This window comes from Campylobacter sp. US42a (genome assembly GCF_004379055.1).
Taxonomy (GTDB): domain Bacteria; phylum Campylobacterota; class Campylobacteria; order Campylobacterales; family Campylobacteraceae; genus Campylobacter_D; species Campylobacter_D jejuni.
On record NZ_RYYK01000002.1, the window covers coordinates 65,857 to 91,977 of the forward strand.

General features: G+C 30.6%; 28 protein-coding genes. 14 read left to right on the plus strand and 14 right to left on the minus strand.

From position 1 onward, the window contains the following. Positions 1 to 77: 77 nt before the first annotated feature. The gene (locus ELQ10_RS02465; RefSeq protein WP_002880482.1) at positions 78 to 1,103 is read right to left on the minus strand and encodes a cytochrome-c peroxidase; all 1,026 of its coding nucleotides are present in this window, start codon (positions 1,101 to 1,103) and stop codon (positions 78 to 80) included. A gap of 200 nt (positions 1,104 to 1,303) precedes the next feature. Here ELQ10_RS02465 and plsY point away from each other — a divergent pair, with 200 nt between their 5' ends. From plsY to ELQ10_RS02490, 5 genes are all read left to right on the plus strand, one after another. Beyond that, entirely contained in the window at positions 1,304 to 1,912 is a 609-nt protein-coding gene (gene plsY, locus ELQ10_RS02470; protein WP_002860289.1) for a glycerol-3-phosphate 1-O-acyltransferase PlsY, read from the plus strand. Further along, positions 1,897 to 2,214 (plus strand): dihydroneopterin aldolase, encoded by a 318-nt coding sequence (locus ELQ10_RS02475; RefSeq protein WP_002854273.1) that lies wholly within the window; start codon positions 1,897 to 1,899, stop codon positions 2,212 to 2,214. The genes plsY and ELQ10_RS02475 overlap by 16 nt, the downstream gene beginning before the upstream one ends. A gap of 78 nt (positions 2,215 to 2,292) precedes the next feature. Further along, a complete protein-coding gene (gene hsrA / locus ELQ10_RS02480; protein ID WP_002857553.1) occupies positions 2,293 to 2,964 on the plus strand; it encodes a homeostatic response regulator transcription factor HsrA in 672 nt (223 codons plus the stop codon). Between the two features lie 112 nt (positions 2,965 to 3,076). Next, positions 3,077 to 3,322 carry a YfhL family 4Fe-4S dicluster ferredoxin gene (locus tag ELQ10_RS02485; RefSeq protein ID WP_002854647.1) on the plus strand — a complete coding sequence of 82 codons (246 nt, stop codon included), beginning with the start codon at positions 3,077 to 3,079 and terminating at the stop codon, positions 3,320 to 3,322. Further along, positions 3,322 to 4,782 carry a Ppx/GppA phosphatase family protein gene (locus ELQ10_RS02490; RefSeq protein WP_134250150.1) on the plus strand — a complete coding sequence of 487 codons (1,461 nt, stop codon included), beginning with the start codon at positions 3,322 to 3,324 and terminating at the stop codon, positions 4,780 to 4,782. Before ELQ10_RS02485 ends, ELQ10_RS02490 begins: the two co-directional genes overlap by 1 nt. On the opposite strand, the gene ELQ10_RS02495 is transcribed toward ELQ10_RS02490, so the two are convergent. From ELQ10_RS02495 to ELQ10_RS02535, 9 genes are all read right to left on the minus strand, one after another. Continuing rightward, positions 4,779 to 5,576, minus strand: coding sequence for a hypothetical protein (locus ELQ10_RS02495; protein ID WP_002868919.1), 798 nt, complete (start codon positions 5,574 to 5,576; stop codon positions 4,779 to 4,781). The genes ELQ10_RS02490 and ELQ10_RS02495 overlap by 4 nt on opposite strands. Further along, complete coding sequence (fliN, locus tag ELQ10_RS02500) at positions 5,577 to 5,885, minus strand: flagellar motor switch protein FliN (RefSeq protein ID WP_002824739.1); 309 nt, start codon at positions 5,883 to 5,885, stop codon at positions 5,577 to 5,579. After that, entirely contained in the window at positions 5,885 to 6,307 is a 423-nt protein-coding gene (locus ELQ10_RS02505) for a chemotaxis protein CheX (RefSeq protein WP_002854524.1), read from the minus strand. Before ELQ10_RS02505 ends, fliN begins: the two co-directional genes overlap by 1 nt. A gap of 70 nt (positions 6,308 to 6,377) precedes the next feature. Further along, entirely contained in the window at positions 6,378 to 7,127 is a 750-nt protein-coding gene (gene trpA, locus ELQ10_RS02510; RefSeq protein ID WP_134250151.1) for a tryptophan synthase subunit alpha, read from the minus strand. Further along, positions 7,120 to 8,298 (minus strand): tryptophan synthase subunit beta, encoded by a 1,179-nt coding sequence (gene trpB / locus ELQ10_RS02515; protein ID WP_002880484.1) that lies wholly within the window; start codon positions 8,296 to 8,298, stop codon positions 7,120 to 7,122. The genes trpA and trpB overlap by 8 nt, the downstream gene beginning before the upstream one ends. Then, positions 8,295 to 8,894: a phosphoribosylanthranilate isomerase gene (locus ELQ10_RS02520; RefSeq protein WP_134250152.1), complete on the minus strand. Its 600-nt coding sequence runs from the start codon at positions 8,892 to 8,894 to the stop codon at positions 8,295 to 8,297. The genes trpB and ELQ10_RS02520 overlap by 4 nt, the downstream gene beginning before the upstream one ends. Then, a complete protein-coding gene (trpD, locus tag ELQ10_RS02525; RefSeq protein ID WP_134250153.1) occupies positions 8,881 to 10,482 on the minus strand; it encodes an anthranilate phosphoribosyltransferase in 1,602 nt (533 codons plus the stop codon). The genes ELQ10_RS02520 and trpD overlap by 14 nt, the downstream gene beginning before the upstream one ends. After that, on the minus strand, positions 10,479 to 11,729 hold the full coding sequence (locus ELQ10_RS02530) for an anthranilate synthase component I family protein (protein WP_134250154.1): 1,251 nt from the start codon (positions 11,727 to 11,729) through the stop codon (positions 10,479 to 10,481). The genes trpD and ELQ10_RS02530 overlap by 4 nt, the downstream gene beginning before the upstream one ends. A 164-nt stretch (positions 11,730 to 11,893) precedes the next feature. Further along, positions 11,894 to 12,019, minus strand: a complete 126-nt coding sequence (locus ELQ10_RS02535) for a hypothetical protein (protein WP_002854718.1) — start codon at positions 12,017 to 12,019, stop codon at positions 11,894 to 11,896. Positions 12,020 to 12,140: 121 nt separating this feature from the next. Here ELQ10_RS02535 and ELQ10_RS02540 point away from each other — a divergent pair, with 121 nt between their 5' ends. From ELQ10_RS02540 to ELQ10_RS02550, 3 genes are all read left to right on the plus strand, one after another. After that, positions 12,141 to 12,926, plus strand: coding sequence for a sulfite exporter TauE/SafE family protein (locus tag ELQ10_RS02540; protein WP_002854334.1), 786 nt, complete (start codon positions 12,141 to 12,143; stop codon positions 12,924 to 12,926). A gap of 72 nt (positions 12,927 to 12,998) precedes the next feature. After that, entirely contained in the window at positions 12,999 to 15,824 is a 2,826-nt protein-coding gene (gene uvrA, locus ELQ10_RS02545) for an excinuclease ABC subunit UvrA (RefSeq protein ID WP_134250155.1), read from the plus strand. Between the two features lie 4 nt (positions 15,825 to 15,828). Beyond that, a complete protein-coding gene (locus ELQ10_RS02550; RefSeq protein WP_002866650.1) occupies positions 15,829 to 16,272 on the plus strand; it encodes a YqaA family protein in 444 nt (147 codons plus the stop codon). Here the strand turns inward: ELQ10_RS02550 and ELQ10_RS02555 are convergent. Together ELQ10_RS02555 and ELQ10_RS02560 are read right to left on the minus strand one after the other, a co-directional pair. Beyond that, on the minus strand, positions 16,228 to 17,235 hold the full coding sequence (locus ELQ10_RS02555) for a nucleoside hydrolase (protein ID WP_134250156.1): 1,008 nt from the start codon (positions 17,233 to 17,235) through the stop codon (positions 16,228 to 16,230). The two genes, ELQ10_RS02550 and ELQ10_RS02555, sit on opposite strands and share 45 nt — an antisense overlap. Further along, positions 17,232 to 18,593, minus strand: coding sequence for an MFS transporter (locus ELQ10_RS02560; protein WP_134250157.1), 1,362 nt, complete (start codon positions 18,591 to 18,593; stop codon positions 17,232 to 17,234). The genes ELQ10_RS02555 and ELQ10_RS02560 overlap by 4 nt, the downstream gene beginning before the upstream one ends. 161 nt (positions 18,594 to 18,754) lie before the next feature. Here ELQ10_RS02560 and polA point away from each other — a divergent pair, with 161 nt between their 5' ends. From polA to motB, 3 genes are read left to right on the plus strand one after another with little or no spacing between them, the layout of a single operon-like run. Continuing rightward, positions 18,755 to 21,394 carry a DNA polymerase I gene (gene polA, locus ELQ10_RS02565; RefSeq protein WP_134250158.1) on the plus strand — a complete coding sequence of 880 codons (2,640 nt, stop codon included), beginning with the start codon at positions 18,755 to 18,757 and terminating at the stop codon, positions 21,392 to 21,394. Between the two features lie 15 nt (positions 21,395 to 21,409). Continuing rightward, complete coding sequence (motA, locus tag ELQ10_RS02570) at positions 21,410 to 22,186, plus strand: flagellar motor stator protein MotA (RefSeq protein WP_002880492.1); 777 nt, start codon at positions 21,410 to 21,412, stop codon at positions 22,184 to 22,186. 2 nt (positions 22,187 to 22,188) lie between these two features. Then, the gene (motB, locus tag ELQ10_RS02575) at positions 22,189 to 22,932 is read left to right on the plus strand and encodes a flagellar motor protein MotB (protein ID WP_134250159.1); all 744 of its coding nucleotides are present in this window, start codon (positions 22,189 to 22,191) and stop codon (positions 22,930 to 22,932) included. A gap of 5 nt (positions 22,933 to 22,937) precedes the next feature. Here motB and flhB read toward each other — a convergent pair whose 3' ends face one another. Together flhB and ELQ10_RS02585 are read right to left on the minus strand one after the other, a co-directional pair. Further along, positions 22,938 to 24,026 (minus strand): flagellar biosynthesis protein FlhB, encoded by a 1,089-nt coding sequence (gene flhB / locus ELQ10_RS02580; RefSeq protein WP_002857279.1) that lies wholly within the window; start codon positions 24,024 to 24,026, stop codon positions 22,938 to 22,940. Positions 24,027 to 24,145: 119 nt separating this feature from the next. After that, positions 24,146 to 24,742: a peroxiredoxin gene (locus ELQ10_RS02585; RefSeq protein WP_002854219.1), complete on the minus strand. Its 597-nt coding sequence runs from the start codon at positions 24,740 to 24,742 to the stop codon at positions 24,146 to 24,148. 205 nt (positions 24,743 to 24,947) lie between these two features. Between ELQ10_RS02585 and ELQ10_RS02590 the strand changes: the two genes are divergently transcribed. The 3 genes from ELQ10_RS02590 (at position 24,948) to ELQ10_RS02600 (ending at position 26,112) form a co-directional block, all read left to right on the plus strand. Next, positions 24,948 to 25,232: a 4Fe-4S dicluster domain-containing protein gene (locus tag ELQ10_RS02590; RefSeq protein WP_002854354.1), complete on the plus strand. Its 285-nt coding sequence runs from the start codon at positions 24,948 to 24,950 to the stop codon at positions 25,230 to 25,232. A gap of 112 nt (positions 25,233 to 25,344) precedes the next feature. Beyond that, positions 25,345 to 25,758: a nucleoside-diphosphate kinase gene (gene ndk, locus ELQ10_RS02595; protein WP_002854376.1), complete on the plus strand. Its 414-nt coding sequence runs from the start codon at positions 25,345 to 25,347 to the stop codon at positions 25,756 to 25,758. Continuing rightward, positions 25,759 to 26,112 carry a hypothetical protein gene (locus ELQ10_RS02600; protein ID WP_002857618.1) on the plus strand — a complete coding sequence of 118 codons (354 nt, stop codon included), beginning with the start codon at positions 25,759 to 25,761 and terminating at the stop codon, positions 26,110 to 26,112. It begins immediately after the preceding gene. The last annotated feature ends 9 nt before the right edge of the window (positions 26,113 to 26,121 follow it).

Consider the following 26,121-nt stretch of genomic DNA (forward strand, 5'->3'; position numbering starts at 1 on the left):
AAAATTTAAAGACAATTATAACAAAGCTAAGATAAAGAAATTTAAACAAGCTCTAAAAATAGAGCTTGTTTGGAACCTTATAGTTCAGGTTTAGGAGTTTTTTCAGTAGAAATAGGAAGTTGTGGATAAACAATTGCTGGTTTTGTTCCTGTTAAAGATTTTAAGAAAGTTTCAATGCTTTTTGCCTCTTTATCAGAAATTTTAATGCCAAGTTGCACACTACCCATTTCCTTAATAGCATCTTTTAAATTCCAAATCGCACCATTATGAAAATATGGAGCAGTTTCAGCAACATTTCTTAAAGTTGGAGTTTTTACCATACCATTTGCATCACCTTTAAAATCGCCTAAATTTGCAAATTTATATTTACCAGCAACTTCAAACGCTTGCATATTGCCACCTAAATTCACACCATTATGACAAGCTACACAACCTTTATCTATAAAAAGTTTTAAACCTTGTTGCTCTTCTTTTGTTAAAGCTTTTTCATCGCCTTCTAAAAATTTATCAAAACGAGATGGAGTGATTAAAGTTCTTTCAAAATTTGCAATTGCATCAGCAATATTGTCAAAATTTACACCGCTTTTGCCATAGATTTTTTTAAACTCACTCACATATTCAGGCAATGATGAAATTTTTTCTACTGCGAGTTTAGCAGGAGTTGCCATTTCAGGATCGGCTTGGATTGGACCTTTAGCTTGATCGGCTAATGTTCCTGCACGACCATCCCAAAATTGAGTATTATTTAAAACCGCATTATAAACTGTTGGTGAATTTAAATGATGAGGATTTGCTGTCCATTTATGACCCACTGCAGCACTGATTCCATCTGTTCCACCAAGTCCTACATTATGACAGGTATTACAAGAAATGATACCACTTTTTGAAAGACGTGGTTCAAAATAAAGCTTTTTGCCAAGCTCTGCTTTTTCAAGAGTAAATTCACTAGCCTTTACTCCATTTTGTTTTAAAATTTCATCAACGCCTTTTTGATCTTTTGGCAAGGCAACAAGACCTGAATTTTTAGCTTCATCTATAAGACTTGCAGCATTTAAGCTTGAAAAAGCAACTAAGGATGCGATTAGCAATGATTTTACTTTCATTTACAAACTCCTATTAAAGATAAATTAAAATAAAATAATAATCATTTAGAGCTTAAATAAAAATAAATATTATTAAAAAATATTTACAATTAATTAATACTATTTTTATCCTATAAAAATTATTTTTGTTTATTTATTTTCATAAGATATAATTTTTAGTTATAAATCTTAAAATTTTAAGATGATTTGAAAAGGATATTATGGAAAATTTAATAATTTACGCTTTTATATATCTTTTAGGTTCAATCCCTTTTGGGCTAATCCTAGCTAAATTTTTTGCTAAAACTGATATCAAAAAAGAAGGTTCAAAAAGTATAGGGGCAACCAATGTTTTAAGAGTAGTAAAAGAAAAAAATCCCAAACTAGCAAAAAAACTTGCCATTGCTACAATAATTTTAGATTTTGCAAAAGCAGCTATTCCTTTACTAATCTTGAAATTTCTTCATTATGATCAAGCTTTGCTTTGGAGCGTCGCAGTTTTGGCTATTTTTGGACACTGTTTTTCAATTTACTTGTTATTTGAAGGAGGGAAAGGCATAGCAACAGGAGCAGGCGCTATGATAGTTTTACTTCCATTGGAAGTGCTTACAGCATTTATTGTGTGGGTAGTTATTGGAAAAATTTTTAAAATATCTTCGCTAGCTTCTTTAGCAGCGTTACTTGCTTTTGTTATAAGTTCTTTTATATTTAATTATGACTTAGAAATTCATACACATGCACCCGTTTTCATTATCGCTTTTATTATAGTATATAAACATCTACCTAATATTAAAAGATTGATTTTTAAAGAAGAATGCAAAGTCATATAAAAATAAAATTTCACTTTAAGTGTATCATTGGTATATTAGATTTCGAAAGAAGAAAAAAACAAAAAATTATTATCAAGCTTAAAGCTAAAGCAAATGAATTTTTAAATTATGCAGAGGTAATTACCAAAATTAAAACATGGTATAAAAAAGAAGAATTTTACACCCTTGAAGAGTCTTTAGACTTTGTAAGCTTAAATTTAAAAAAAGATTTTCCTAATTTAACCAATCTTAACATAAAAATTTTCAAACCCCATATAATAAAAAATGCTACAGTTGGGGTTAAATTGAAAAAAAAATATTAATTTTTTTTTAAAGATATCTAAACATTTACTTAAGCTATGATATAATTCTTTAAATTTTTCTTAATAAGGATAGAACAAATGAGAATTTTAGTTATAGAAGATGAGATTAGCCTAAATAAAACAATTATAGACAATCTTAATGAATTTGGTTATCAAACCGATTCTTCTGAAAATTTTAAAGATGGAGAATACTTTATCGGCATTAGACATTATGATTTAGTTTTAGCAAACTGGACTTTACCTGATGGAGATGGAGCAGAACTTGTTAATACCATTAAACATAAATCTCCAAGAACTTCAGTTATGATTATGTCTTCAAAAACAGACAAAGAAACAGAAATCAAAGCTTTGAAAGCTGGAGCTGATGATTTTGTTAAAAAACCTTTAGATTTTGATATTCTACTCGCAAGAATTGAAGCAAGACTAAGACTTGGCGGAACCAATGTTATTAAAATTGAAGACTTAGTTATTGATCCAGATGAAGAAAAAATTACTTATAAAGGTCAAGATATAGAACTTAAAGGAAAACCTTTTGAAGTTTTAACGCACTTAGCAAGACATTCGGATCAAATTGTATCCAAAGAACAACTTTTAGATGCCATCTGGGAAGAACCTGAGCTAGTAACTCCAAATGTTATCGAAGTAGCTATCAATCAAATTCGTCAAAAAATGGATAAACCATTAAATATATCTACCATAGAAACAGTTCGTCGTAGAGGATACCGTTTCTGCTTCCCTAAAAAATCTTAACAATTTTGCACCTTCGGTGCAAAAAATTTATCTTTATTTCTATTTTTATATTTTATTTAAGTTTGGTTATTGTATAAACTAAAATTATTTTTTAAATTTTTGAAAGGTTATGATGTCTCTTTTAATTACAAAAGACTGCGTATGTTGTGATGCTTGCAGAGAAGAATGTCCTGATGAAGCTATTTATGAAAATAGTCCAATTTATGTAATAGACCCTGATCTTTGTTCAGAGTGCGTTAATGATTTTTCAGAGCCTGCCTGTATTGTTGCTTGCCCATATGAATGTATCATTCCTGATCCTGATAATGTAGAAACTATAGAAGAATTAAAACTCAAACATAGAGATAGAGAATTTTAATGGCAAAAAAAACAGCCGTTGTTGATCTTGGCTCAAACTCCATTAGAATGGTGATTTTTGAAAAAACTTCTAGATATGGTTTTTATACAACTTGCGAATACAAACGCAAAGTAAGACTTGGAGAAAATGCTTATAATAATGGCAAAATTCTCCAAGAAGAAGCCATGCAAAGAGCCGAAGATGCCTTAGCTTTTTTCAAACAATGCGCTTTAAAGCATAAGTGCAAAAAAATATTTATAGTAGGCACATCAGCCTTAAGAGATGCCCCAAATTCAAAAAATTTTATTAAAAGAATCAAAGATAATCTGTCTTTAAATATACGCTGTATAGATGGAAAAAGCGAAAGTTACTTAGGTGGTCTTGCGGCTTTAAATTTATTAAGTCCTTTTAAGGATGGAACCACTTTAGACATAGGTGGTGGTTCTAGTGAATTGTGTTTAATAAAAAATAATAGAATTATTTCTTGCATATCTCTTGATATTGGCACTGTTAGGCTAAAAGAATTGTTCTATGATACTGGAAAAATGGATTCTTTAGAAGAATTTATAAAACCAATTTTAGAACAAATTCCTAAAGAATTTTGCAATCAAAACCTTATTGCAATAGGTGGAAGCTTAAGAGCAATATCTAATTCCATCATGCAAAAAAATTCCTATCCACTGAAAAATTTACATGATTTTCGCTATATGCTAGATGAAGAAAAAGGACATATTTTAAAAATTTTTAATTCAAGCTTAGACTCTTTAATCAATTTTGGCATAAAAAAGGATCGTTTTGATACCATTAAAGAGGGTATATTTATTTTTTTGAAGATTGCGGAAAAAATAAAAGCCAAACAAGTTATCACGAGTGGGGTTGGAATCAGAGAAGGAGTTTATTTGCAAGATTTACTTCGTCCTAAAATCACTTTTCCACCAAATTTTAATCCTAGCTTAAAATGTTTACAAGATAAATTTTTACAATCAAAACAAAAAAATAAAACTCCACATTTTGCTCTGCAAATTTTTACAACCCTTAAAAATCTTCATAAACTTAACGATAACTATAAGCATACTTTACTAAATGCTGCTAAATTATGCCATATTGGAGAATATTTAAATTTCTATTTTGCTAATGAACACTCTGCTCATTTTGTACTAGGTGGATTAAATTATGGATTTTCACATAAAGAAAAAGCTTTAATTGCTAGCATTATTAAGCTTAATGGAAAAAAAGTTAATCCTTATAATCTTGAACCCTATAAGCAACTTTTACCCAATATTCATACCATTTCATGGCTTAATTTTATTTTGTGCCTAGCTAAAACTTTAAGCACAAATGAAGATAAGATTGATTTTGCTTTTGCAAATAATACTCTTTATATATATCAAGAAAACAAAATTCTTAATTTACCCAAAGATGAGCTCAAAAAAATTGCAAAACCAGCTACCATAGCATTAGCAATCAATCAAAAAATTTAAGATTTTTTACCTTTTTGACGCTGCTCTATAAGATTTTGAATTCTTTTTTTATTCTCTTCAAAAAAAGAATCAAAATTTTTCTCTGTTTTTTCTGTATGTTTTATTGTTTGTTCCTCTGGAATTTCAACACTTTCTAAAAGCACATTGGAATTACCTATTATCATTGTATAACGTTTATTAGCGTGATCAAAAACAACAAGTTGATTATTTTTATCTAAAAATCTTTGAAAAATCATAGTAAAATCTCTAGAAACATTGTTATTTTTATAAACCATAGTCTTTTTAAACCACCAAAGCACTATTAACAAAATAACTAAAATCAGCATTACTAAGATATAATTTGTATAATCATACCCTTCTAAACTTGTACTTTTTGGTTTAGGCATTAATTCTTGAGAATTATTCGCAGTTGTTGTAGGTACAGATTCGATATTTGCTTTCCCTTGCTCTATAGCTCGTATCCTTACTCCAAATTTATCATTGATAGAGCTAAGTTCTAAATTAATATTTTGTTTGTTTTGTAGCATAATATAGGTATTATTATTTTTAGAACTAATACTAATTTTATCTACAAGTTGAGAGTTAAGTTCTTTTAATTCATCTTTAGAATACGTTAAATCACTAAAAGTTAAAAGAGTTAAATTTTTTTCTTTTTTTTGAGAAATCTTGCCATTATAAGCATTATCAAAAGAAAGCATTAAATCTACTCGGTCATTTCTATCGTAGATATTATAACTAATCAACTCAACACTATATAAAGGTAAAATTAAAAAAAATAATACTAGCAATCTCATTTAAATTTCTTTTTTAAAGTATTGAAGCACAGTCTTAGAATCCAAAATTTCATTAATTCTTATAGCGAGATTTTTTTCATAAACCATAACCTCGCCTTTGCCAAAAATTCTTTTATTGATATAAAGCTCAACGCTTTCTCCAGCAGGCTTTTCAAGATCAATAACCGAGCCTACTTCAAGTTTTAAAAGCTCCGCTACACTCATATTTGTAGTTCCAAGCTCGCTTACAAAATCTACTGTAATATCTAAGATATCTTCATAAGATTGTAAAAGCCCATGATGAATGTTAAACTCTATATCATCGCTCATTATTTGCAATATCCTATTCTAAAATAACAATTTTCAAATTTATAAGTTAAAGCTTCATCTAGAACTATTTCAGAAAAATCAACTTTTCCTAAATATTCGGGAATTCCGAGTTTATACTCGTCATCACCCTTGGCATCATTTAACAAATTTTTAGCATAACCTATAATCTGATTGGCGCATTCTTTAGTTAAATCGCACCAGTCATCTTCTTTAAATTTTTCATCATTAATTAAAATTTCTGCAATTTTTTTTAAAAATTCTTTTGGAAAAAATAAATAAAAATTACATTCTCCTTCGCTTTTGCCCATGATAGGAATACTCGCTCCATAAAGTTCACCGCTTATATCTTGAGCTGCTTCAATGCGAAGTCTTAAGATATGCTCGCAAAAATGAGTGATGGAATACTCAAGAATCTTTAACATAGCTACCACCTTTATAAAAAACTTAATTTAAAATTATAGTAAATATAAAATAAAAATATGTTTTAAAATTTTATTTTTTGAAAATTTCTTCAATATCTTTCATTATTATATCCAAATTTCCTTGTTTAAAACACTTTACTATACTAGTTCCCACAATCACTCCATCAGCAACTTTTCTCATTCTTTTTACATCTTGATTATTTTGAATGCCAAAACCTACAAAAATAGGCAAATTTGTAAAAGATCTGATTTCTTTTACTTTATCTTGTAAGATTGCTTCTTCGACACTTTTTGTACCTGTAATACCTATGCTTGCTAATAAATAAATAAAACCTTTAGCATGTTTTACCAACTTTTTAACCCTTTCTTTAGGGGTTGTAACGCTTACAAGCGTGATTAAAGCTATATTATATCTTTCACACTCTTTAATCAAATCATCACTTTCTTCAAAACTTAATTCAGGTACAATCAAAGCACAAATCCCTAAAGATTTTGCTTTTTTCACAAATTTTTCCAAGCCATAAGAAAAAATTAGATTATAATAAACCATAAAAATCAAAGCTTTTTTAGTTTTGATCCTAGCTAAAAGCTCAAAAACATTGTAAATATCTACACCTTGATCAAGAGCTATTTTTGCCGCATCTGCAATAATCTCACCGTCGGCAATAGGATCACTATAAGCAACACCAAGTTCTAAAATATCAATAGGGCTTTGATCTAATCTTTGCAAAAAAGCTTCACTTGTTTGAAGATTTGGATAACCTAAAACCGTGTAAGCCACATTTGCATTTTCTTTATAAAATTTTCTAAAATCAACCATAAATCACCCCTTTTTTATAATCTCTAATCATTTGCATATCTTTATCTCCCCTACCTGAAAGATTTACTACTATCACGCTTTTCTTTTTTAAAGTTGGACAAAGTTTTTCTAAAAACGCTAAAGCATGCGAACTTTCAATCGCTGCAATAATACCTTCCTCTTTGCAAAGTAATTTTAAAGCTTGCATACATTCTTCATCACTTATAGCATGATATTGCGCTCTTTTACTTTCAAATAAAAAAGCATGCAAAGGACCAATTCCTGGATAATCAAGCCCTGCAGAAACACTATGCACAGGCAAGATATTGCCTAAATCATCTTGTAAAACCTTGGTTTTCATACCGTGAATAATGCCTGTTTTTCCCTTATTTAAAGTCGCTGCATGATAAGGTGTATCGATGCCAAGCCCCCCTGCTTCAATACCTATAAGTTTAACATTTTCATCTTTGATAAAATCATAAAATATTCCTGCTGCATTGCTTCCACCCCCAACAGCTGCAATAATATAATCTACTTTTTTATTGAGTTTTTGAAGTTGCATTTTGCATTCTTTTCCTATAATGCTTTGAAAATGCGTTACCATTTTAGGATAAGGATAAGGACCTACCGCACTTCCAACCACATAAAAAATATTTTTAATATCTCCAACCCAAGCTTGAATAGCCGCAGTAGTAGCTTCTTTTAGAGTTTTAAGCCCACTTTGTACTGCATGAATTTTAGCACCCAAAAGCTCCATTTTATAAACATTTAAAGCCTGTCTTTGTACATCAGTTGCTCCCATGTAAATTTCACATTCAAGTCCTAAAAGTGCTGCTGCAGTGGCTGTTGCAAGTCCGTGTTGACCTGCTCCTGTTTCTGCTATGATTTTTTTCTTTCCCATTTTTTTTGCTAAAAGGGCTTGAGCGATGGCATTATTGATTTTATGTGCTCCAGTATGATTTAAATCCTCGCGTTTTAAATAAATTTCATGCTGATATTTTTTGCTTAAATTTCTAGCAAAATAAAGCGGAGTAGGACGCCCCACATAAGTTTTTAAAAGCTCGTTTAATTCTTTTTTAAAGAGTTTATCTTTAGAAAATTTCAAAAAAGCACCTTCTAGCTCATTTAAAGCAAACATTGCACTTTCAGGCAAAAACTGCCCACCAAAATCCCCATAATATGCTTTTTTCATTTTTTCAGCTCCTTTAAAATTTGTTTTATTTTGTTGATATCTTTTAAGCCTTTTTCATCTTCAAGTTTTGAATTAAGATCTAAAATTTTAGCTCCTGTTTTTACAGCCTTATGAATATTGTCCAAACCTATGCCTCCAGCTAATGCAAAATCTTTAGTATAAGAACTTAATAAAGTCCAATTAAAACTTATTCCATTACCGCCCTTTAAAATTCCCTTAGCATCAAAAAGCACTAAATCAGCAAAAATTTCACTTTTTAAATCTAAACTATCTTCCACACTTATCACCTGCCATACAAAAACATTTTGCACCTTTAAAATTTCAAATTCTTCTTTGGTAATAGTGCGATAAATTTGTACTCCATCAAGCTTAGCTTCTTTAATACATCTTAAAATTTGTTCTAAATTTTCATCTACAAAAACACCGACAACTTTTTTATCTTTTTCATGAAAAATTGCACTCAAATTTCTTGCTTGTTCTAAACTCACTCTTCTTGGACTTTTAGCAAAAATAAGTCCAAAAAAATCAATATTTAAAAAAGCTAAATCTTTGGCATTTTTTTCATCTTTAATGCCACAAATTTTAAGCTTTAACATAAGCTTGATACTCCTTAAAATACTCTATAACCTTACCTGAATAAATGGCTTCTAAAATCATATCTTTAGCCACTAAAGGCGAACTTGCTTTATTGGCTGTATAAAGTGCAAACATAGCATTTAAAACTACTAAATCAAATTTTGCCCCTTGCATTTTACCACTTAAAATATCTTTTAAATCCTTAGCGTTTTCATATGCACTAGACCCTATGATTTCACTATGAAAAGCTCTTTTAAAACCAAATTGTTCAGGACAGATAGAATACTCTAAAATTTCTCCTTCACAAAGTTCATAAATTTTACTTTCATCGCAAATACTAAGCTCATCCATACCATCATTTCCTCTTACCACTAAAGCTTTTTTGCGTCCTAAATTTTTTAAAACCTCTATCAAAAGCCTATGCACAGGTGCGTGATAATTTCCCATAAGTTGATATTTTAACTTTAAATTAGGGTGCAATAAAGGACCTAAAACATTAAAAACCGTTCTTACTCCAAGCCTTGATCTAATCTCTTTAAGTTCTCCTACTAAAGGATGGAAAAATGGAGCATGTAAAAAACTAAGCCCTTGATTGTTTAGTTGTTTTAAAACTGATTCTAAAGTATTTGGAGTAGTTATACTTAAAGCTTCTAACACATCTGTACTTCCACTAGAACTTGAAATGGCACGATTTCCGTGTTTGGCTACTTTTACTCCTAAAGCTGCTAAAATAAAAGCACTAGTCGTAGAAACATTGATACTTTTAAAACCATCTCCACCTGTTCCACAAATATCAATCATCTCACTCTCATCACTAAAAGTTTGAGAATATCTTAAAATTTGTCTTACAAAAGCACTTAAAGATTTTTCGTTTAAAGACTTTTCAGTGATTAAAATCAATAAAGCCGCTACTTGTAAAATTTCATAATCTTTAGACATAATAATCTTACAAATTTGCTCAAAATCATCGCTTTGCAAAAAATGATTTTCACTCATTTTTTGCAAATAAAAACTTAGAGGATTTTCTTGTTTTTGTGATTTTTTTATATCTTGTTTTAAAAAATTAAAAAAAAGTTGTAAGCCATATTCACTAAAATAGCTTTCAGGGTGAAATTGCACACCATAATAAGGTAAATTTTTATGCCCCAAAGCCATAATCACACCCTTTTCATCAAGGGCTAAAATTTCAAGCTCATCACCAAGCTGTTTAATCTCTAAAGAATGATAACGCATCACGCTAAAATTTGAAGGCAAGTTAGAAAATAATTCATTTTCCCTGCACTGTTTTATCAAAGAATTTTTTGCATGCATAGGCTCTTGCATTTTAACCACTAAAGAATCAAAAGCCAAAGCTAAAGCTTGATGTCCCAAACAAATTCCCAAAACAGGGATATTAAGCCTTGCTTTAAAAATTTCAAGACAAATCCCACTTTGACTTGGATGCTTTGGACCAGGACTTAAAATAATATGAGTAGGATTTAAATTTTTAATTTCGCTCAGCGAAATTTCATCATTTCTTTTTACTAAAATTTCATCATTGCTGAGTTGTTCTAACATGCTTTTAACATTAAAAACAAAAGAATCATAATTATCAATTAAAAGTATCATTGATTTTCCTTTTTTAAATTTTCAAAAGCTACCAAAAGCGCCTTGCGTTTAGCACAAATTTCTGCATATTCTTTTTGACTCTCACTTTGCAAAACAATACCCGCCCCACTTGCCAAATAAGCCTTATCTTGAGTAAAAAAAGCGCAACGAATTAAAATCGCTAAAGTTATGTCTTCGTTAAAATTTAAAAATCCTACTGCACCACCATAAATTCCACGATCGCAATCTTCAAGCTCACTAATGATCTCTAAAGCTCTTATTTTAGGAGCTCCGCTTAAAGTTCCTGCTGGAAAAACTGCTTCAATCACATCAAAAATACTCGCATCTTCTTTCATATTGGCATACACTTCACTCACTATGTGCATTACAAATTTATTTTTAATAATAGAAAAAAGATTTTCCACTCTTGTTTGAGTGCCAAATTTAGAAGCATCATTTCTTGCTAAATCTACAAGCATCTTATGTTCACTAAGTTCTTTTTCGTCACTTAAAAGATCTTTTTCTAAAGCTAAAAGATCACAGTTATTTTCCAAATTTCTAGTTCCTGCAATAGGGGCTAAATAAATCTCTCTTTTTTTAATTTTTAATAAAAACTCTGGAGAAGAACCTAAAACAACGCCATATTTGCTTGGAAAATAAAACATATAAGCACTTGGATTTAAAACACTTAAACTCTCATAATAATCAAAAGCATTTACTTGATGCTTGATGCAAAGTTGCTTACTTAAGACCACTTGAAAAATATCTCCACTTAAAAGATATTCTTTAGCTTTTTCACACATTTTTAAAAAATCATTTTTCTCATCTTCTAAAGAGTTTAAAATTTCAAAATCATTTTTTTGTTTCTTTTTCATTGGTTCAATATCATCTTTTAAATATTCAAAATATTTTGAAGCACCAAATTTAAAAAACATCTTGCTATTTTTCTCATAAATCAAATAAGCTTTAGCATTGGCAAATAAAAATAAAGGAAAATCATAATTTTTCTTAGAAGAAAGTGGAATTTTTTCAAACAAAGATACAAAATTTGCACTAAAAACTCCAAAAAATCCAGCAAAGTCGCAAATTTTATTCTTGCTTAAAGCTTCATAATATTTTGCCTTAAACTCGCTAAATGATAATTCATTAGCATCTAAATAATCACAATCAATCCCTATAATTACCTTAGTCAAATCCTCTGCAAAATAAGAATTTTCAAATTTTTCAAGGATTTGTCTGTAATAAAAATTTACATTTTTAACAAACATAATAAACCTTTTTTTAAAAAATAAATTAAAATAATATTAAAGAAAAAATTTAGATAAAAAGAAGTTTAGAAACGCCAAGAGCGAAGAGTATGTGTAAGTTTTAAAATCAAAGAATTACTAAAAAAATCATTTTCACTCATCTTTTACCTTTCTTATAAAATATTTCAAAAATTAAGACTTTTATGAAAATTTTTAAAGTCTAAATTAATTTTAATCAATAAATATAAATTTTGCTTTAAATTTAAAATAAATATTATAAAATCTTTATATTTTATAATATTTTGAAACATTTTTACGATGCTTAAAGTTACCAAAAAATATTCTATTGTTATAAAAAACTAAGATAATACTTAGCTTAATAAGATAAAATTATTCCGTATTTGAAATATTTAATATTTTTTAGGAAAAGCTATGGAAATCACAGATTTACCTTATCTAATCATAGGAATCATTTCAGGTATTGCTTCTGGACTTTTTGGCATTGGTGGAGGTATGATTATCGTTCCTTCTATGTTCGCACTTGGAGCAAGTGCTCACCATGCTATCGGAATTTCAGTATTGCAAATGATTTTTGCAGCAGTTTTTGGCTCTTATATTAATTATAAGAAAAAAAATCTAAATCTTAAAGATGGTATTATGATAGGTTTTGGAGGACTCATAGGAGCAAGCTTTAGCGGAATGCTTTTAAAAGCTTTAAGTGATGTAGCTCTTACTAGTGTATTTTTAGCAGTAAGTTGTATATTTTTTATCAAATATGCTTTTGGAATTAAAGAAAACATTGTGCAAAATCAAAGAAGCGTTTGGGTAAAAAATGTCATTTTATTTATTGCTGGAGCTTTTACTGGTATTTTTGCTATTTCTTTGGGAATTGGTGGTGGACTTTTAATTGCTCCGATTTTAGCTTATTTTTTAGGCTATGATAGTAAAAAAGTTGTTTCTTTATCCTTGTTTTTTGTTATTTTTGCTTCAGTCTCTGGTATTATATCTTTTTCAAATTCTGGAGTTATAGACTCTGAAGTTATTCATAAAGGAATACTAGTAGGTATAGCTTCTATGGTTGGAGTTTTTATAGGAATTAAAATCATAGAAAAAATGCATATTTCAGCTCATAGAAAAATTTTACTTTGCGTATATGCCTTATCAATACTTGGAACCACCCACTCTTTACTTAATAAGCTAAATCTTATAAATTTTTAACTTGGATTTATCCAAGTTCTTTTAATATTATTATGCTAAAATCTTAAATTTATTTAATGTTTAGGAAAGACTATGAACGATACCATAAAAATCATTGGTGCAAGAGAAAATAACCTAAAAAATATCCACCTTGAAATTCCCAAAAACAAACTCATTGTTTTTACAGGACTGAGTGGAAGTGGAAAATCAACCCTTGCTTTTGGAACTCTTTATGCTGAAGGACAACGCCGTTACATAGAAAGTTTAAGCGCTTATGCTAGACAATTTTTAGATAAGGTAGGCAAACCTGATGTCGATAAAATCGAAGGTTTAACTCCAGCCATTGCTATAGATCAAAAAACCACTTCTAAAAATCCACGCTCTACTGTAGGAACCATCACTGAAATTTATGATTATCTAAGACTTTTATACGCAAGAGTTGGCATTCAACATTGTCATCAATGCGGACAAAAAATCTCATCTATGAGTGCAAGTGATATAGTCAGTGAAATTTTAAAATTTCCAAAAGGTGCAAAAATCATCATCTACGCCCCACTCATACGAGAAAAAAAAGGAACTTATGCAGATTTGCTTGAAAATTTACGCAACAAAGGCTATGTAAGAGCTCAAATCGATGGAGTTTTGGTAAGACTTGATGAAGAAATTGAACTGGCCAAAACCAAAAAACACACCATTAAACTTGTCATAGATAGGCTTGAAATTCAAGAAGATTTACTTTCTCGTCTTGCAAGCGATATAGAAAAAGGCTTACAAGAAAGCTTTGGAGAAATAGAAATAGAAGTTTTAAATCATGAGGAAATAAACCTTAATAAACACTATCATTTTAGCGAACACTGTGCTTGTTTTGATTGTAAAATTTCCTTTGTTCCACTTGAACCTTTAAGCTTTTCTTTTAATTCTCCAAAAGGAGCATGCGAAGCTTGTGATGGACTTGGCATTCGTTATACTTTAGATATGAAAAAAATTATCGATGAAAATTTAAGCCTCGAAAATGGTGCTGTTAAAATCATGTATGGTTTTAACAAAAGTTATTATTATAAATTCCTAATCGCCTTTTGCGAACAAAATGAAATTCCTATCAAAATACCTTTTATGCAATTAAGCGAAGAACAAAAACGCCTTGTATTGTATGGTAATGCCAAAACCATAGAATTTCTTTGGAAAAGAAATCGTCTAAAACGCACCTTTGAAGGCGTAGTTAAAATGGCTTATGAAATGCTAAAAGATGAAAAAGATTTAGCCGAATATATGAGTGAAAAAATTTGTAAAGACTGCAGTGGGCATCGTTTAAAACCCGAAAGTTTAGCCGTGAAAGTAGCCAAAAAAGGCTTGGGCGAAATTTTAGATATGAGCATAGAAGATAGTACGGCCTTTTTTGCAGATGCGAAAAATTTTTCTTATTTAAGCGAGCAACAAAAACTTATTTCTAAACCTATCCTAAAAGAAATCAACGAAAGATTGTTTTTCTTGTATGATGTGGGGCTAGGTTATCTTTCCTTAGGGCGCGATGCAAGAACGATTAGTGGGGGTGAAGCACAAAGAATCCGCATAGCTTCACAAATTGGCAGTGGTTTAAGCGGAGTGATGTATGTCTTAGATGAGCCTAGCATAGGACTTCATGAAAGAGATACTGCAAAACTGATTAAAACTTTAAGAAATTTACAACAAAAGGGCAATACCCTAATTGTCGTAGAGCATGATAAAATGACTATAGAAGAAGCAGATTTTATTGTAGATATTGGCCCAAAAGCAGGAAAATTTGGAGGTGAGGTTGTATTTAGTGGAACTTATAAAGAACTTTTAAAAAGCAAAAGCGAAACTGCACTTTATATGAATGGTAAAAAACAAATTTCACAACTTCAAAACAGAGCACAAAAAGAATGGCTAGAGCTTAAAAATGTAAATATTAACAATATTCAAGATTTAAGCGTAAAATTTCCTTTACAAAATTTAGTCGCTATAACAGGAGTTTCAGGTTCTGGAAAAAGTTCTTTGATACTTCAAACCCTACTTCCTTTTGCACAAGAGGAATTAAACCGCGCTAAAAAAGTTAAAAAACTTGGTGGGGTGCAAATAGAAGGACTTGAAAAACTTGATAAAGTCATTTATCTTGATCAAAGCCCAATTGGACGCACACCACGTTCAAATCCTGCCACCTATACAGGCGCTATGGATGAAATCAGAAATCTTTTTGCCGCCACTAAAGAAGCTAAAATGCGTGGTTATAAAGCAGGACGCTTTTCTTTTAATGTCAAGGGTGGAAGATGTGAGAAGTGTAGCGGAGATGGAGAAATCAAAATAGAAATGCATTTTTTACCTGATGTTATGGTAGTTTGTGATACTTGTCAGGGCAAACGCTACAATGATGCCACTCTAGAAATCAAATATAAAGGCAAAAATATCAGTGAAATTTTAAATATGAGTGTTTTAGAAGCGTGTGAATTTTTTACAGCCGTTCCTAAAATCAAGCAAAAATTAGACACTCTAGTAAAAGTGGGTTTAGACTATCTAACCCTAGGACAAAATGCCACCACCTTAAGTGGAGGTGAAGCACAAAGAATCAAACTTGCTAAAGAACTAAGCCGTAGCGATACAGGAAAAACGCTTTATATACTTGATGAACCTACAACAGGACTGCATTTTGAAGATGTCAATAAACTCATCTTAGTTTTACAACATTTGGTTGATCTTAAAAATTCGGTTTTTGTAATAGAGCATAATTTAGATGTGATTAAAAATGCTGATTATATTATCGATATGGGGCCTGAAGGCGGAGTTAAAGGTGGAAAAGTTATAAGCACAGGAAGCGTGGAAAAAGTCGCTAAAGAACACAAAAAAACCCGTTCTTACACAGGATATTATCTAGACTTAGAGCTTAAAAATACACAAAAATCATAATTTTATGTTTGATTTTTTATATAATGATATAAGTTATTTAGGACTTTTTATAGTGTGTTTTCTTTCAAGCACACTATTACCCTTAGCAAGTGAAGCCTTTGTTTTAGGCTTTATAAAACTTGATTTTAATCCAAATTTAGTGCTTATCGTAGCCACTTTGGGTAATACCTTAGGAAGTTTAAGTACTTATGGCTTGGCTTATCTTGGTAAGCAAAAAATTTTAGAAAAATACTTTAGCAAATCCTTAAAAAAATTAGAAAATTTCAATGCTAATTTTGCTAAATTTGGAAGTATATTTGCTTTTTTTACTTTTTTACCTTTAGTGGGAGATCTTTTTGCCTTAGGACTTGGTTTTGCGAAATATTCTTTTTTAAAAACTATATTTTTTATCTTACTTGGAAAATTAAGTCGTTATGCTTTCATAATTTTCATAGCAAACTCCTTTTAAAAGCCTCTCTTTTATAAGTTTTAAAAGCTTTGTATTATCTACATTTTTTAAAATTTTAACACAATTTTTAGTGCTTAAATCCACCCCCATACTCATTTTTGGTTCTTTAAAGCAACGCCAACTCATACCTCTTGCCAAAGAACTATCGCAAATAACATCAGCATAACACTCATCAAAATCTGCAATACTAGAATCTAATGCATAAGCTATCGTTAAAGCGTCATGTATCCAAGTTCCCTTTGTACCACGTGTTTTAGAGGCATAATCAATCCAAACACCTAAAGTTTCAACGATAAAATCGCATAAAATATTCTTAGCTTGCAACTCTTTTAAATCCTCATGAGTCAATAAAGTCTGCATGGTTACATTATAAGGTACGAGTGTAATTTTAGCTCTTGAATTTAACACTATACTAGCCGCCTCAGGATCGAAACCAAAATTTGTATCTTTAGTATAATAAGGCATATCAAAACTACCGCCCATAATAAAAAGCTCTTTAAGATTTATATCAAAATCTTTAAAAATTTTCATAGTCATAGCGATATTTGTCAAAGGTCCTATCGCACAAATAGAAATTTCTTTAGGATTTTTACTCACCAACTCACCCATTTTAAAAATCGCATCAGGATTTATATTTTCTAAAATTTCGGGACTTTTTATATTTTCCCAAAGATATTCAAGTTTAAAATTTTTTACACTTTCATCAAGTCTTTGACGCCAAGCTTTACTTGGTTCTTTTAGGGCTTCATTCGCTCCTAAATAAACAGGAATATTTAAATTTAAACGTTTAAATAAATCCTTAGCCACACTATAGGCAACAAGGCTTGGAACATTACCACAAACCGTGCTTAGCATTTCAAGTTTGATTTCTTTAGATGCCAAAATCAAAGCAAGCGCTAAACCATCATCAGTATTTGCTCCCGCAATAGCATTGCCTATATCCGTGTCTAAGATAAGTCTCATATTGCATCTTCTATTTTATTTAAATCCCTGCCTCTAGTTTCTGGCGCAAAAAATGTAGTCACAAAACCTATACCTGCAGTTAATACAAAATACGTTGCGATAGGCCACCAAGTACCATAATACGCAAGTAAAGCAGAAGCCACCATAGGTGCTGTTCCTCCTGAAAGAATAGAACCTAGCTCCTTAGCAAAAGCCATTTTTGTATAACGGTTTTTTACCTCAAAAAGCTCCACACCCCAAGCCGCTTGCACACCAAAAATCCCTAAAGATGCTAAAGACATACCTACAATAATAGTTAAAATCACAATAATTTCATTTTTACTATCTAAAAGCATAAAAGCAGGAAAAGCATAAATCATCAAAAGCAAACAAAATATTCTATAAGTAATACGTCTTCCAAATCTATCACTTAAATAACCTGCCAAAGGAATAACCAAAAAACCCACCAATGAAGCTATCATCACTGCTGTAGTAGCTACTGATTTGTCTAAAAGTAAAATTTTAGTCACATAACCTACAATAAAACCTTGCGCAAGATAAGAAGGTCCATTTTCACCTATTCTTAAGCCCACCATAGTCCAAAAAGCACGACTTCTTTGCCAAAAACTTCTTTCATCTTTTTTCATATGCTTTTCGTTATTAAGACGCAATTTCATCATCTCATTTTTTTGCTTTTCAAAAACAGGGGTTTCTTTGACATGAAAACGAATATATACAGCAAAAAGAGCGATTAAAATACTTCCCATAAAAGGAACTCTCCAGCCCCATTCTTTAAAACTTGCTTCATCCATTTGCACCATCAAAAGCCATACAAAAGACGCAAGCAAAGTTCCGCTATTTGATCCTAAGGCAATCACAGAAGAAACAAGCCCTCTTCTCTTGCTAGGAGCATATTCTCCTAGCATAACTGTTCCACCTGAAAGTTCAGCTCCTGCACCAAAACCCTGCATAAAACGTAATATAACCAAACAAATAGGCGCCCAAACACCAATCACTGCATAGCTTGGAATAAAACCTATAAGAGTAGTTGAAATTCCCATTAAAGCTATTGTAGCCATCATAACATTTTTTCTTCCGTGTTTATCACCTAAATAACCAAAAAACAAAGCCCCAATAGGTCTTGCAATAAAACCTATGCCATAAGTTACAAAACTAAGCAAAAGTGCAATTACTGGAGTTTGCTCAGGAAAAAACACTTCTGAAAAAATTGTTGCAGCTGCTAAACCATAAAGTGCAAAATCTGCATATTCCATAGCAGTTCCCAACCAGCAAGAAAAAACTGCCTTTTTAAAAACTTTCCTACCTTCAGGTGTGTTAAAATTCTTATCCGCAATTCCATCAATTTGCTGATTTGTCATTACATTATCCTTATATTTTAATATATTTTTTTATAAATAATTTGTAATTATGGCTAAAAATTGCAGTGTTTTTGCTTAAAGATCTTAAATTGTAGACATTTTAAGCAAAATTTTGAAATAATACAACTTAAAAATATATTTTATCAAAAGAAGAAATTATTATGAAAACTTTAACTATTATTGATACTTTTGGATTTTTTTTCAGACTTTACTACGCATTAAAAGGCTTTAAAAATTCACAAGGACAAGCTAGTGGAATGATTAGCGGTTTTGCAAATTTTATTTATAGCTTAAAAAATGAACATAAAAGTGATTATATTGTTTTTGCATTAGACTCCAAAGGAAAAACTTTTCGTAGCGAAATTGATCCAAACTATAAACAAAATCGCACTCCACCACCACCTGAACTTCTAGAACAAATTCCAATTTGCATAGAGATGATAGAAAAAATGGGTTTTATAAGCGTTTCTCAAGAAGGTTATGAAGCCGATGATATCATCGCTTCTTTTGTAAAAACTTGTGAAGATAGGGATATTTTTGTACGCATTATCACTCAAGATAAAGATCTTTATCAGCTCATAAAAGATGGTAAAACAAGCATTTACAGTCCTATTTCTAAAAACGACTATGATGAAGCAGCGTGTTTAGAAAAATACGGAGTAAAACCTCATCAAATCAGAGATTTTTTAGCTCTTTGCGGAGATAGTTCTGATAATATTCCAGGCGTTAAAGGTATAGGTGCAAAAGGGGCTAAAACCTTACTTGATGAATTTGGTAGCATAGAAGGAATTTATGAAAATTTAACTCTAATACGCAATGAAAGAAGTCGTAACTTGCTTTTAGAGGGTAAGGAAAATGCATTTTTAAGCAAAAAACTAGCTTCTTTATATGAAAATTTAGAAGTGCAAGATCTTATAGAAAAAGCAACTTATCCTGATGAAGAACCTCTTTTAAAAATACTTGAAATTTTAGAACATTACGAACTTAATACTTTACTTAAAAAACTGCGTCAAAATCCTGATAATAAAGATAAAAATTTAGGTTTTAAAGCCACTTTAATACAAGATGAAAACAAACTTTTTGAAATTTTAAATACCCTTGATAAAGAAAGTATTATTGCTTTTGATACCGAAACCACAGGACTTGATACAAAAGAAGCAAAAATTGTTGGTTTTAGTTTTTGCATGAGTGAAAATGAAGCTTTTTACGTGCCTTTAACCCATAATTATCTTGGAGTAGGTGAGCAAATCTCATTGCAAAGCGCCAAAAAAGCTATAGAAGTAATCTTTAATCATTTTGTTATAGGACACAATCTCAAATATGATTTTAAAATCATTCAAAATAATTTTGGATTAAATTTACCTCAAAAATACGCAGATACAATGATTTTAGCATGGCTTAAAAATCCTTCTTTAAGAGTAAATATGGATGATTTAGCTTTAAGACTTTTTAATTATGAAACCTTACATTTTGAAAGCCTTGTTAAAAAAGGAGAAAATTTTGCAAGTGTAGAGCTTGAAAAAGCTTGCAAATATGCTGCGGAAGATGCTTATATCACTTTAAGATTTTATCTTTATTTTTTAAAAAATCTTGAAACTCCTTTATTAGAACTTGCTAAAAACTGCGAATTTGATTTCATTAAAATCATTATGACGATGGAAGAAAATGGGATAAAACTTAACACAAATGCACTTGAAATCCTTATGAAAAAATTTGAAAATGAAATCAAAAATTTAAGTGAAGAAATTTATACTCTTTGCGAGGATAGATTTAACCTAAACTCACCTAAACAAGTAGGTGATATACTTTTTGAAAAACTTAAACTTCCAAGTGGAAAAAAAGGAAAAACAGGATATTCTACCGATGAAAAAGTTTTAAATGCACTTTTAGATAAACATCCTGTAATTGCCAAAATTTTAGATTATAGAGAACTTGCCAAACTTTATTCCACTTATTGCGAACCTTTGTTAAAACTAGCGTTAAAAGATAAAAATTCACGTATTTATTCAAGTTTTTTACAGACTGGAACCGCTACAGGACGCCTTTCATCTAAAGATCCAAATTTGCAAAATATTCCTGCACACGGACAATACGCAAAAGATTATAAATCTTGCTTTGTAGCTAAAGATGGATTTAGTTTTATCTCTCTTGATTATTCTCAAATCGAACTGAGAATGCTTGCGCATTTTAGCGAAGATGAAAAACTTTTAAATGCTTTTGCTAACAATGAAGATATACATGCAAGAACAGCTATAATGATTTTTGGAGAAAGCAATTATGAAACCAGAAGTGTTGCAAAAAGTATAAATTTTGGACTTATTTATGGCATGGGCTATAAAACTTTAAGTCAAAATTTAAAAATAGAAGCTCATTTAGCCAAATCTTACATAGAAAAATATTTTGAAAATTTTACTAGTATTAAGAAATATTTTGAAACAGTTAAAAACAAAGCTAAACAAAATGGTTTTATCACTACTTTAAGCGGTCGCAAGCGTTATTTTGATTTTGAAAACGCAAAACCTATGCAAATTGCCATGTATGAAAGAGAAAGCATTAATTCAATCTTACAAGGCTCAGCAGCTGATGTAATCAAACTTGCAATGCTAGAAATCAATAAAGAATTAAATGAAGACAAAAAGCTTATTTTGCAAATTCACGATGAATTAATTTTTGAAGTAAAAGATGATTTATGTGAAAATTTTGTAAAAAAAACTAGAGATATTATGGAAAATATAGTAAAATTAAAAGTAAAATTAAAAACAAGCTCAAGTATCGCCAAAAATTGGGGCGATTTAAAATAATCAAGGAGATATTTAATGGATCTTTCAACCATACTGGGAATGGTGCTCGCAGTTACTAGTATTTCAGTAGGAGATATATTAGAAGGAGGAAATCCTTTACATGTTATTCACCTTTCTTCCTTTCTTATAGTTATGCCAACGGCTGCATTTTGTGCAATGACTTCTACACATAAAAAAATTGTAAAAGCAGCTTATAAAGAACTCAAAGTTGTCTTTAAAGGTTCTGGAGTAAATCTACCTGAAAGGATAGCTCAGTTAATAGAATTTGCTATTATTGCAAGAAGAGATGGTCTTTTAGCATTAGAATCAAGAACCAATGAGATTGAAAATGAATTTTTAAAAAATGCTATGATGATGCTTGTAGATGGTAAAAGCTTTGAAGAAATTCACGAAAGCATGGAAATACAAACCGAACAACTTGAAGAGCATTATAAAGAATGCGCAGAATATTGGATAGTATTTGGAGAAACTTGCCCTACCATGGGACTTGTTGGAGCGGTTTTTGGTCTTATTCTAGCTCTTAAATTGCTAGATAATCCTCAAGCAATGGCAGCGGGTATTTCAGGTGCTTTTACAGCTACGGTTACTGGGATTTTTGGTGCTTATGCGCTTTTTGCACCTTGGGGAAGAAAAATGAAAGCTAATGGAATGGATCTTGTAAAAGAGCAAATTGTCATCACTGAAGCCATAAAAGGAATTGCAGAAGGTGCGAATCCTAGAGATTTGGAAGCTAAGCTTTTTAATTTCTTAAGTCACGATGATCCAAAAATTTCACAATTTGACAAAGGTTAAAAATGGCCAAGAAACATAAATGTCCAGAATGTCCTGCAGGTGAAAAATGGGCTGTACCTTATGCAGACTTTCTAAGTTTGCTTTTGGCACTTTTTATTGCTCTTTGGGCAATTTCTAAAACAAATCCTGCTAAAGTAGAGGCTTTAAAAACCGAATTTGTTAAAATCTTTGATTATACCTCTACTCAAACAGTCAAAGAAGAAAGTAAAACCCAAGAAAAATATAAGGGTGCATCAAAAGAAGAAAGTGATGAACTCAAATCGTTAAAACAAATGACTATGACACAGCAAGAAACCATCAAACGTCTTCAAGCAGCTCTAGATCAAAGCGACAATCAGGTTGCTCTTAACCTTCCATCTAAAGTTGAATTTGAAAGAGGTAGTGCTCAAATCGTTTCAGCTGATATACAAGATTATTTAAAACGTATGGCTGAACTAACAACATATTTGCCACCTCAAGCAAAAATAGAAATTAGAGGCTATACAGACAATAGCGACTCTATTATAAGAAGTTATGAACTCGCCTATCAAAGAGCAGAAAATGTATTAAAATATTTTATAGAAGGTGGAGCAAATTTAAAAAACATTAGCATTAAAAGCTACGGGCTTAATAATCCCATCAATGGAAATCCACAAGCTCTAGAAAATAATAGAGTAGAAATATATTTTAAAGTCGATACAGCAGATACAAGTACTCAAAAATCGGTTCTTGAGCTTATTAACAAAATAGGAGCTAAAGCACCTTAAAAGTTTTAGTTTCCTTTTTTTACTTGACCAGCTAAACGACTCTTATTATTTGTATTATAAACAAATCCTAGTACCTCAGCTACAGCTTTAAACATTTCCCTAGGAATAAGATCATTAACATCACAAGCTTTATAAAGCTCTCTTGCTAAAGGAGGATTTTCATAAACTACAACATTATTTTCATAGGCTACTTGTTTTATGCGAAGAGCGAGAAAATCCACTCCTTTGGCAACAACCCTAGGGGCTTGTTCTTTACTTGTATCATAACGAATAGCTACGGCATAATGCGTTGGGTTTGTGATCACCACATCCGCACCTGCAACATCTTGAACCATACGACGACGCGCAGCTTCCATTTGAAGTCTACGAATTCTACCTTTAACCTGAGGATCTCCTTCCATTTGTTTATACTCATCTTTTATTTCTTGTTTGCTCATACGCAAACCTTTAAAATACTGAAAACGCACCAAAAAAACATCTAAAACAGCAATAATTAAAAAAGCAACTATAACAATAGCTGCTAAAACAATAGCTCTGTCTCTTAGCCAAGTAAGCTGTGCAACCATAGTATAAAGCTCAACTCTTGGAAGCTCTTGCATAAATTTAAGTAAAACTATAAAAGCTATAGTAAAAACAATACCCACTTTTAAAATAATTTTTATACTTTCAACAATTTTTTTCAATGAAAAAAGGTTTTTTAAACCTTTTAGAGGATTGATTTTTCCTAAATTTGGCATAATAGGTTTAGTTGTAAAAATAAAACCAAATTGCATAATATTTCCCAAAACCCCAGCAATCATAATACTTAAAACAATAGGTGCAAGAATAATTAAAACCTCAAAAATGCTTTTAATCATAATGGCTTGAATAATACGCAAATCAAATTCAACACCAATAAAACTTTGATAGTATCTATATAAATTTACAATTCTCTCGCCCATAAAACTCATCATAAATAAAGTTATAGTTACTCCAATTATCAAAGTTACAATAGCTGCCGCATCTTGAGACTTTGGAACATTACCTTCTTTACGCGCATCTTCTATCTTTTTGGACGTGGGTTCTTCTGTTTTTTCTTGATCTTCGCCTGCCATATTTTAGCCTAAATAAAAATTTTAATTATGTGTATAAAATTATAATAGAAAATTTATGAATTTCAATTAAAGAATAAAAATGAAGAAAAAGCCTCGTAAAGAGGCTTTATACTAAGAAATTAAAGTTTAGCTTCGTTTTTGCCAAGATATTCAGCCACGCCTTTAGGGTTAGCTTTCATACCTTCATCGCCCTTATTCCATCCCGCAGGACAAACTTCACCATGCTCATTTGTAAAAAGCATAGTATCAACCATTCTTAACATTTCATCTATATTTCTACCTAGTGGTAAATCATTAACCACAGCATGGCGAACTGTTCCATCAGCATCAAGCAAGAACGAACCACGAAGGGCAACTGCTTCTGCATAAAGTACATCAAAATTTCTAGCAATCTGCTTAGTTAAGTCAGCAACAAGCGGAAATTTAACCTGACCAATACCACCTTGATTTACTGGAGTATTTTTCCAAGCAAAATGTGAAAATTCATTATCTCCTGAAATTCCAATTACTTCAATGCCACGGTTTTTAAATTCTTGATATCTTTTGTCAAAAGCTATAATTTCTGAAGGACAAACAAAAGTAAAATCTTTTGGATAAAAGAATACTACCGCTCCTTTTGGACCTATGTTTTTATAAAGATTAAAATCTTGAACAATTTCATTGTTTCCCAATACTGCTGGAGCAGTAAAATCTAAAGCTTTTTTAGTAACTATCATATTTTCTCCTAAATAATAAATTTTATTGATAACGAAATTATATCGTTTAAATCTTTATTTTTTTTTAAATATCTAAAATAATATTAAAAATTTAAGAAAGTTATAATTATTATCAAATAATGTAAATTTTTGATTATCAAAATTTACCTTATTTAAGAATTTTATGCTAAAATCTTTTAAATCTTAATATTAAAAAGGAGAAAAAATGGCTGTAAAAATTACAGATATATGTATTGCTTGTGGTTCTTGTATTGATGAGTGTCCAGTGAGTGCTATCGTTGATGATGCTAACAATCCAGAAGGTGAAGATAGATATTATGTTTATGCAAACAAATGCGTTGAATGCGTAGGACATAATGATCAACCCGCTTGTGCCAGTGCTTGCCCAACAGATGGATGTATAGTTTGGAGTGCAGTAGAATCAGGACAACCAAGTCGTGATAATATTGGCGCTGATATGAGAAGTGGGGACACTCCAGTTTTTGCATAATTTTAAAAAATTAAAAAGCTAGAGATTCCTAGCTTTTTCTTTTAATTTAACTTTCTTTAAACAAATTCAAGTATAATTTTAAGCTTTATTAAAATAAGGAGTTATTACAAAGATGGAAAAAACTTTATCTATAATTAAACCTGATGCTGTTAAAAAAGGTGTTATAGGAAAAATTTTAGATCGTTTTGAAAGCAATGGATTAAGAATCGCTGCAATGAAAAAAGTTCAACTTAGTAAAGAACAAGCTGAAAATTTTTATGCTGTTCATAAAGAAAGACCTTTTTTTAAAGACTTGGTTGAATTTATGATTAGCGGTCCTGTTGTTGTTTCTGTACTAGAAGGAGAAGGTGCTGTATTAAAAAATAGAGATTTAATGGGAGCGACAAATCCTAAAGAAGCTAAAGCAGGAACAATTAGAGCCGATTTTGCTGAGAGTATTGATGCTAATGCTGTTCATGGAAGTGACAGCTTGGAAAATGCAAAAATAGAAATTGATTTTTTCTTTAAACCAAATGAAATTTGCTAAATGAAAATCCCTTTTTCTAAGATTAATACAAAGGAATATCCTTTTAAACTTAATCTTGAAAATATGATTTTTGAGGGAAATTTAGTAAAAATAAATCCTAAGCTTGTTAAAATAAATGCTATTATGCAAGGTTTTATCTATAGACCTTGTGATAGTTGTGGAACTGAGTTAGAACTTGAAATTAAAGAAAATTTAGAACTTTTTGCAAGCGATGGTATTTTTAAAGATGAAGCAAACGAATTGAGCAATACTATAGAATTTTTCGATGGACATATTGATTTAATAGAAGTTGCTATTAGCGAGCTTGAAGCTTATTTAAGTGATTATTTTTATTGCATAAATTGCAATAATTAATTAAATTTT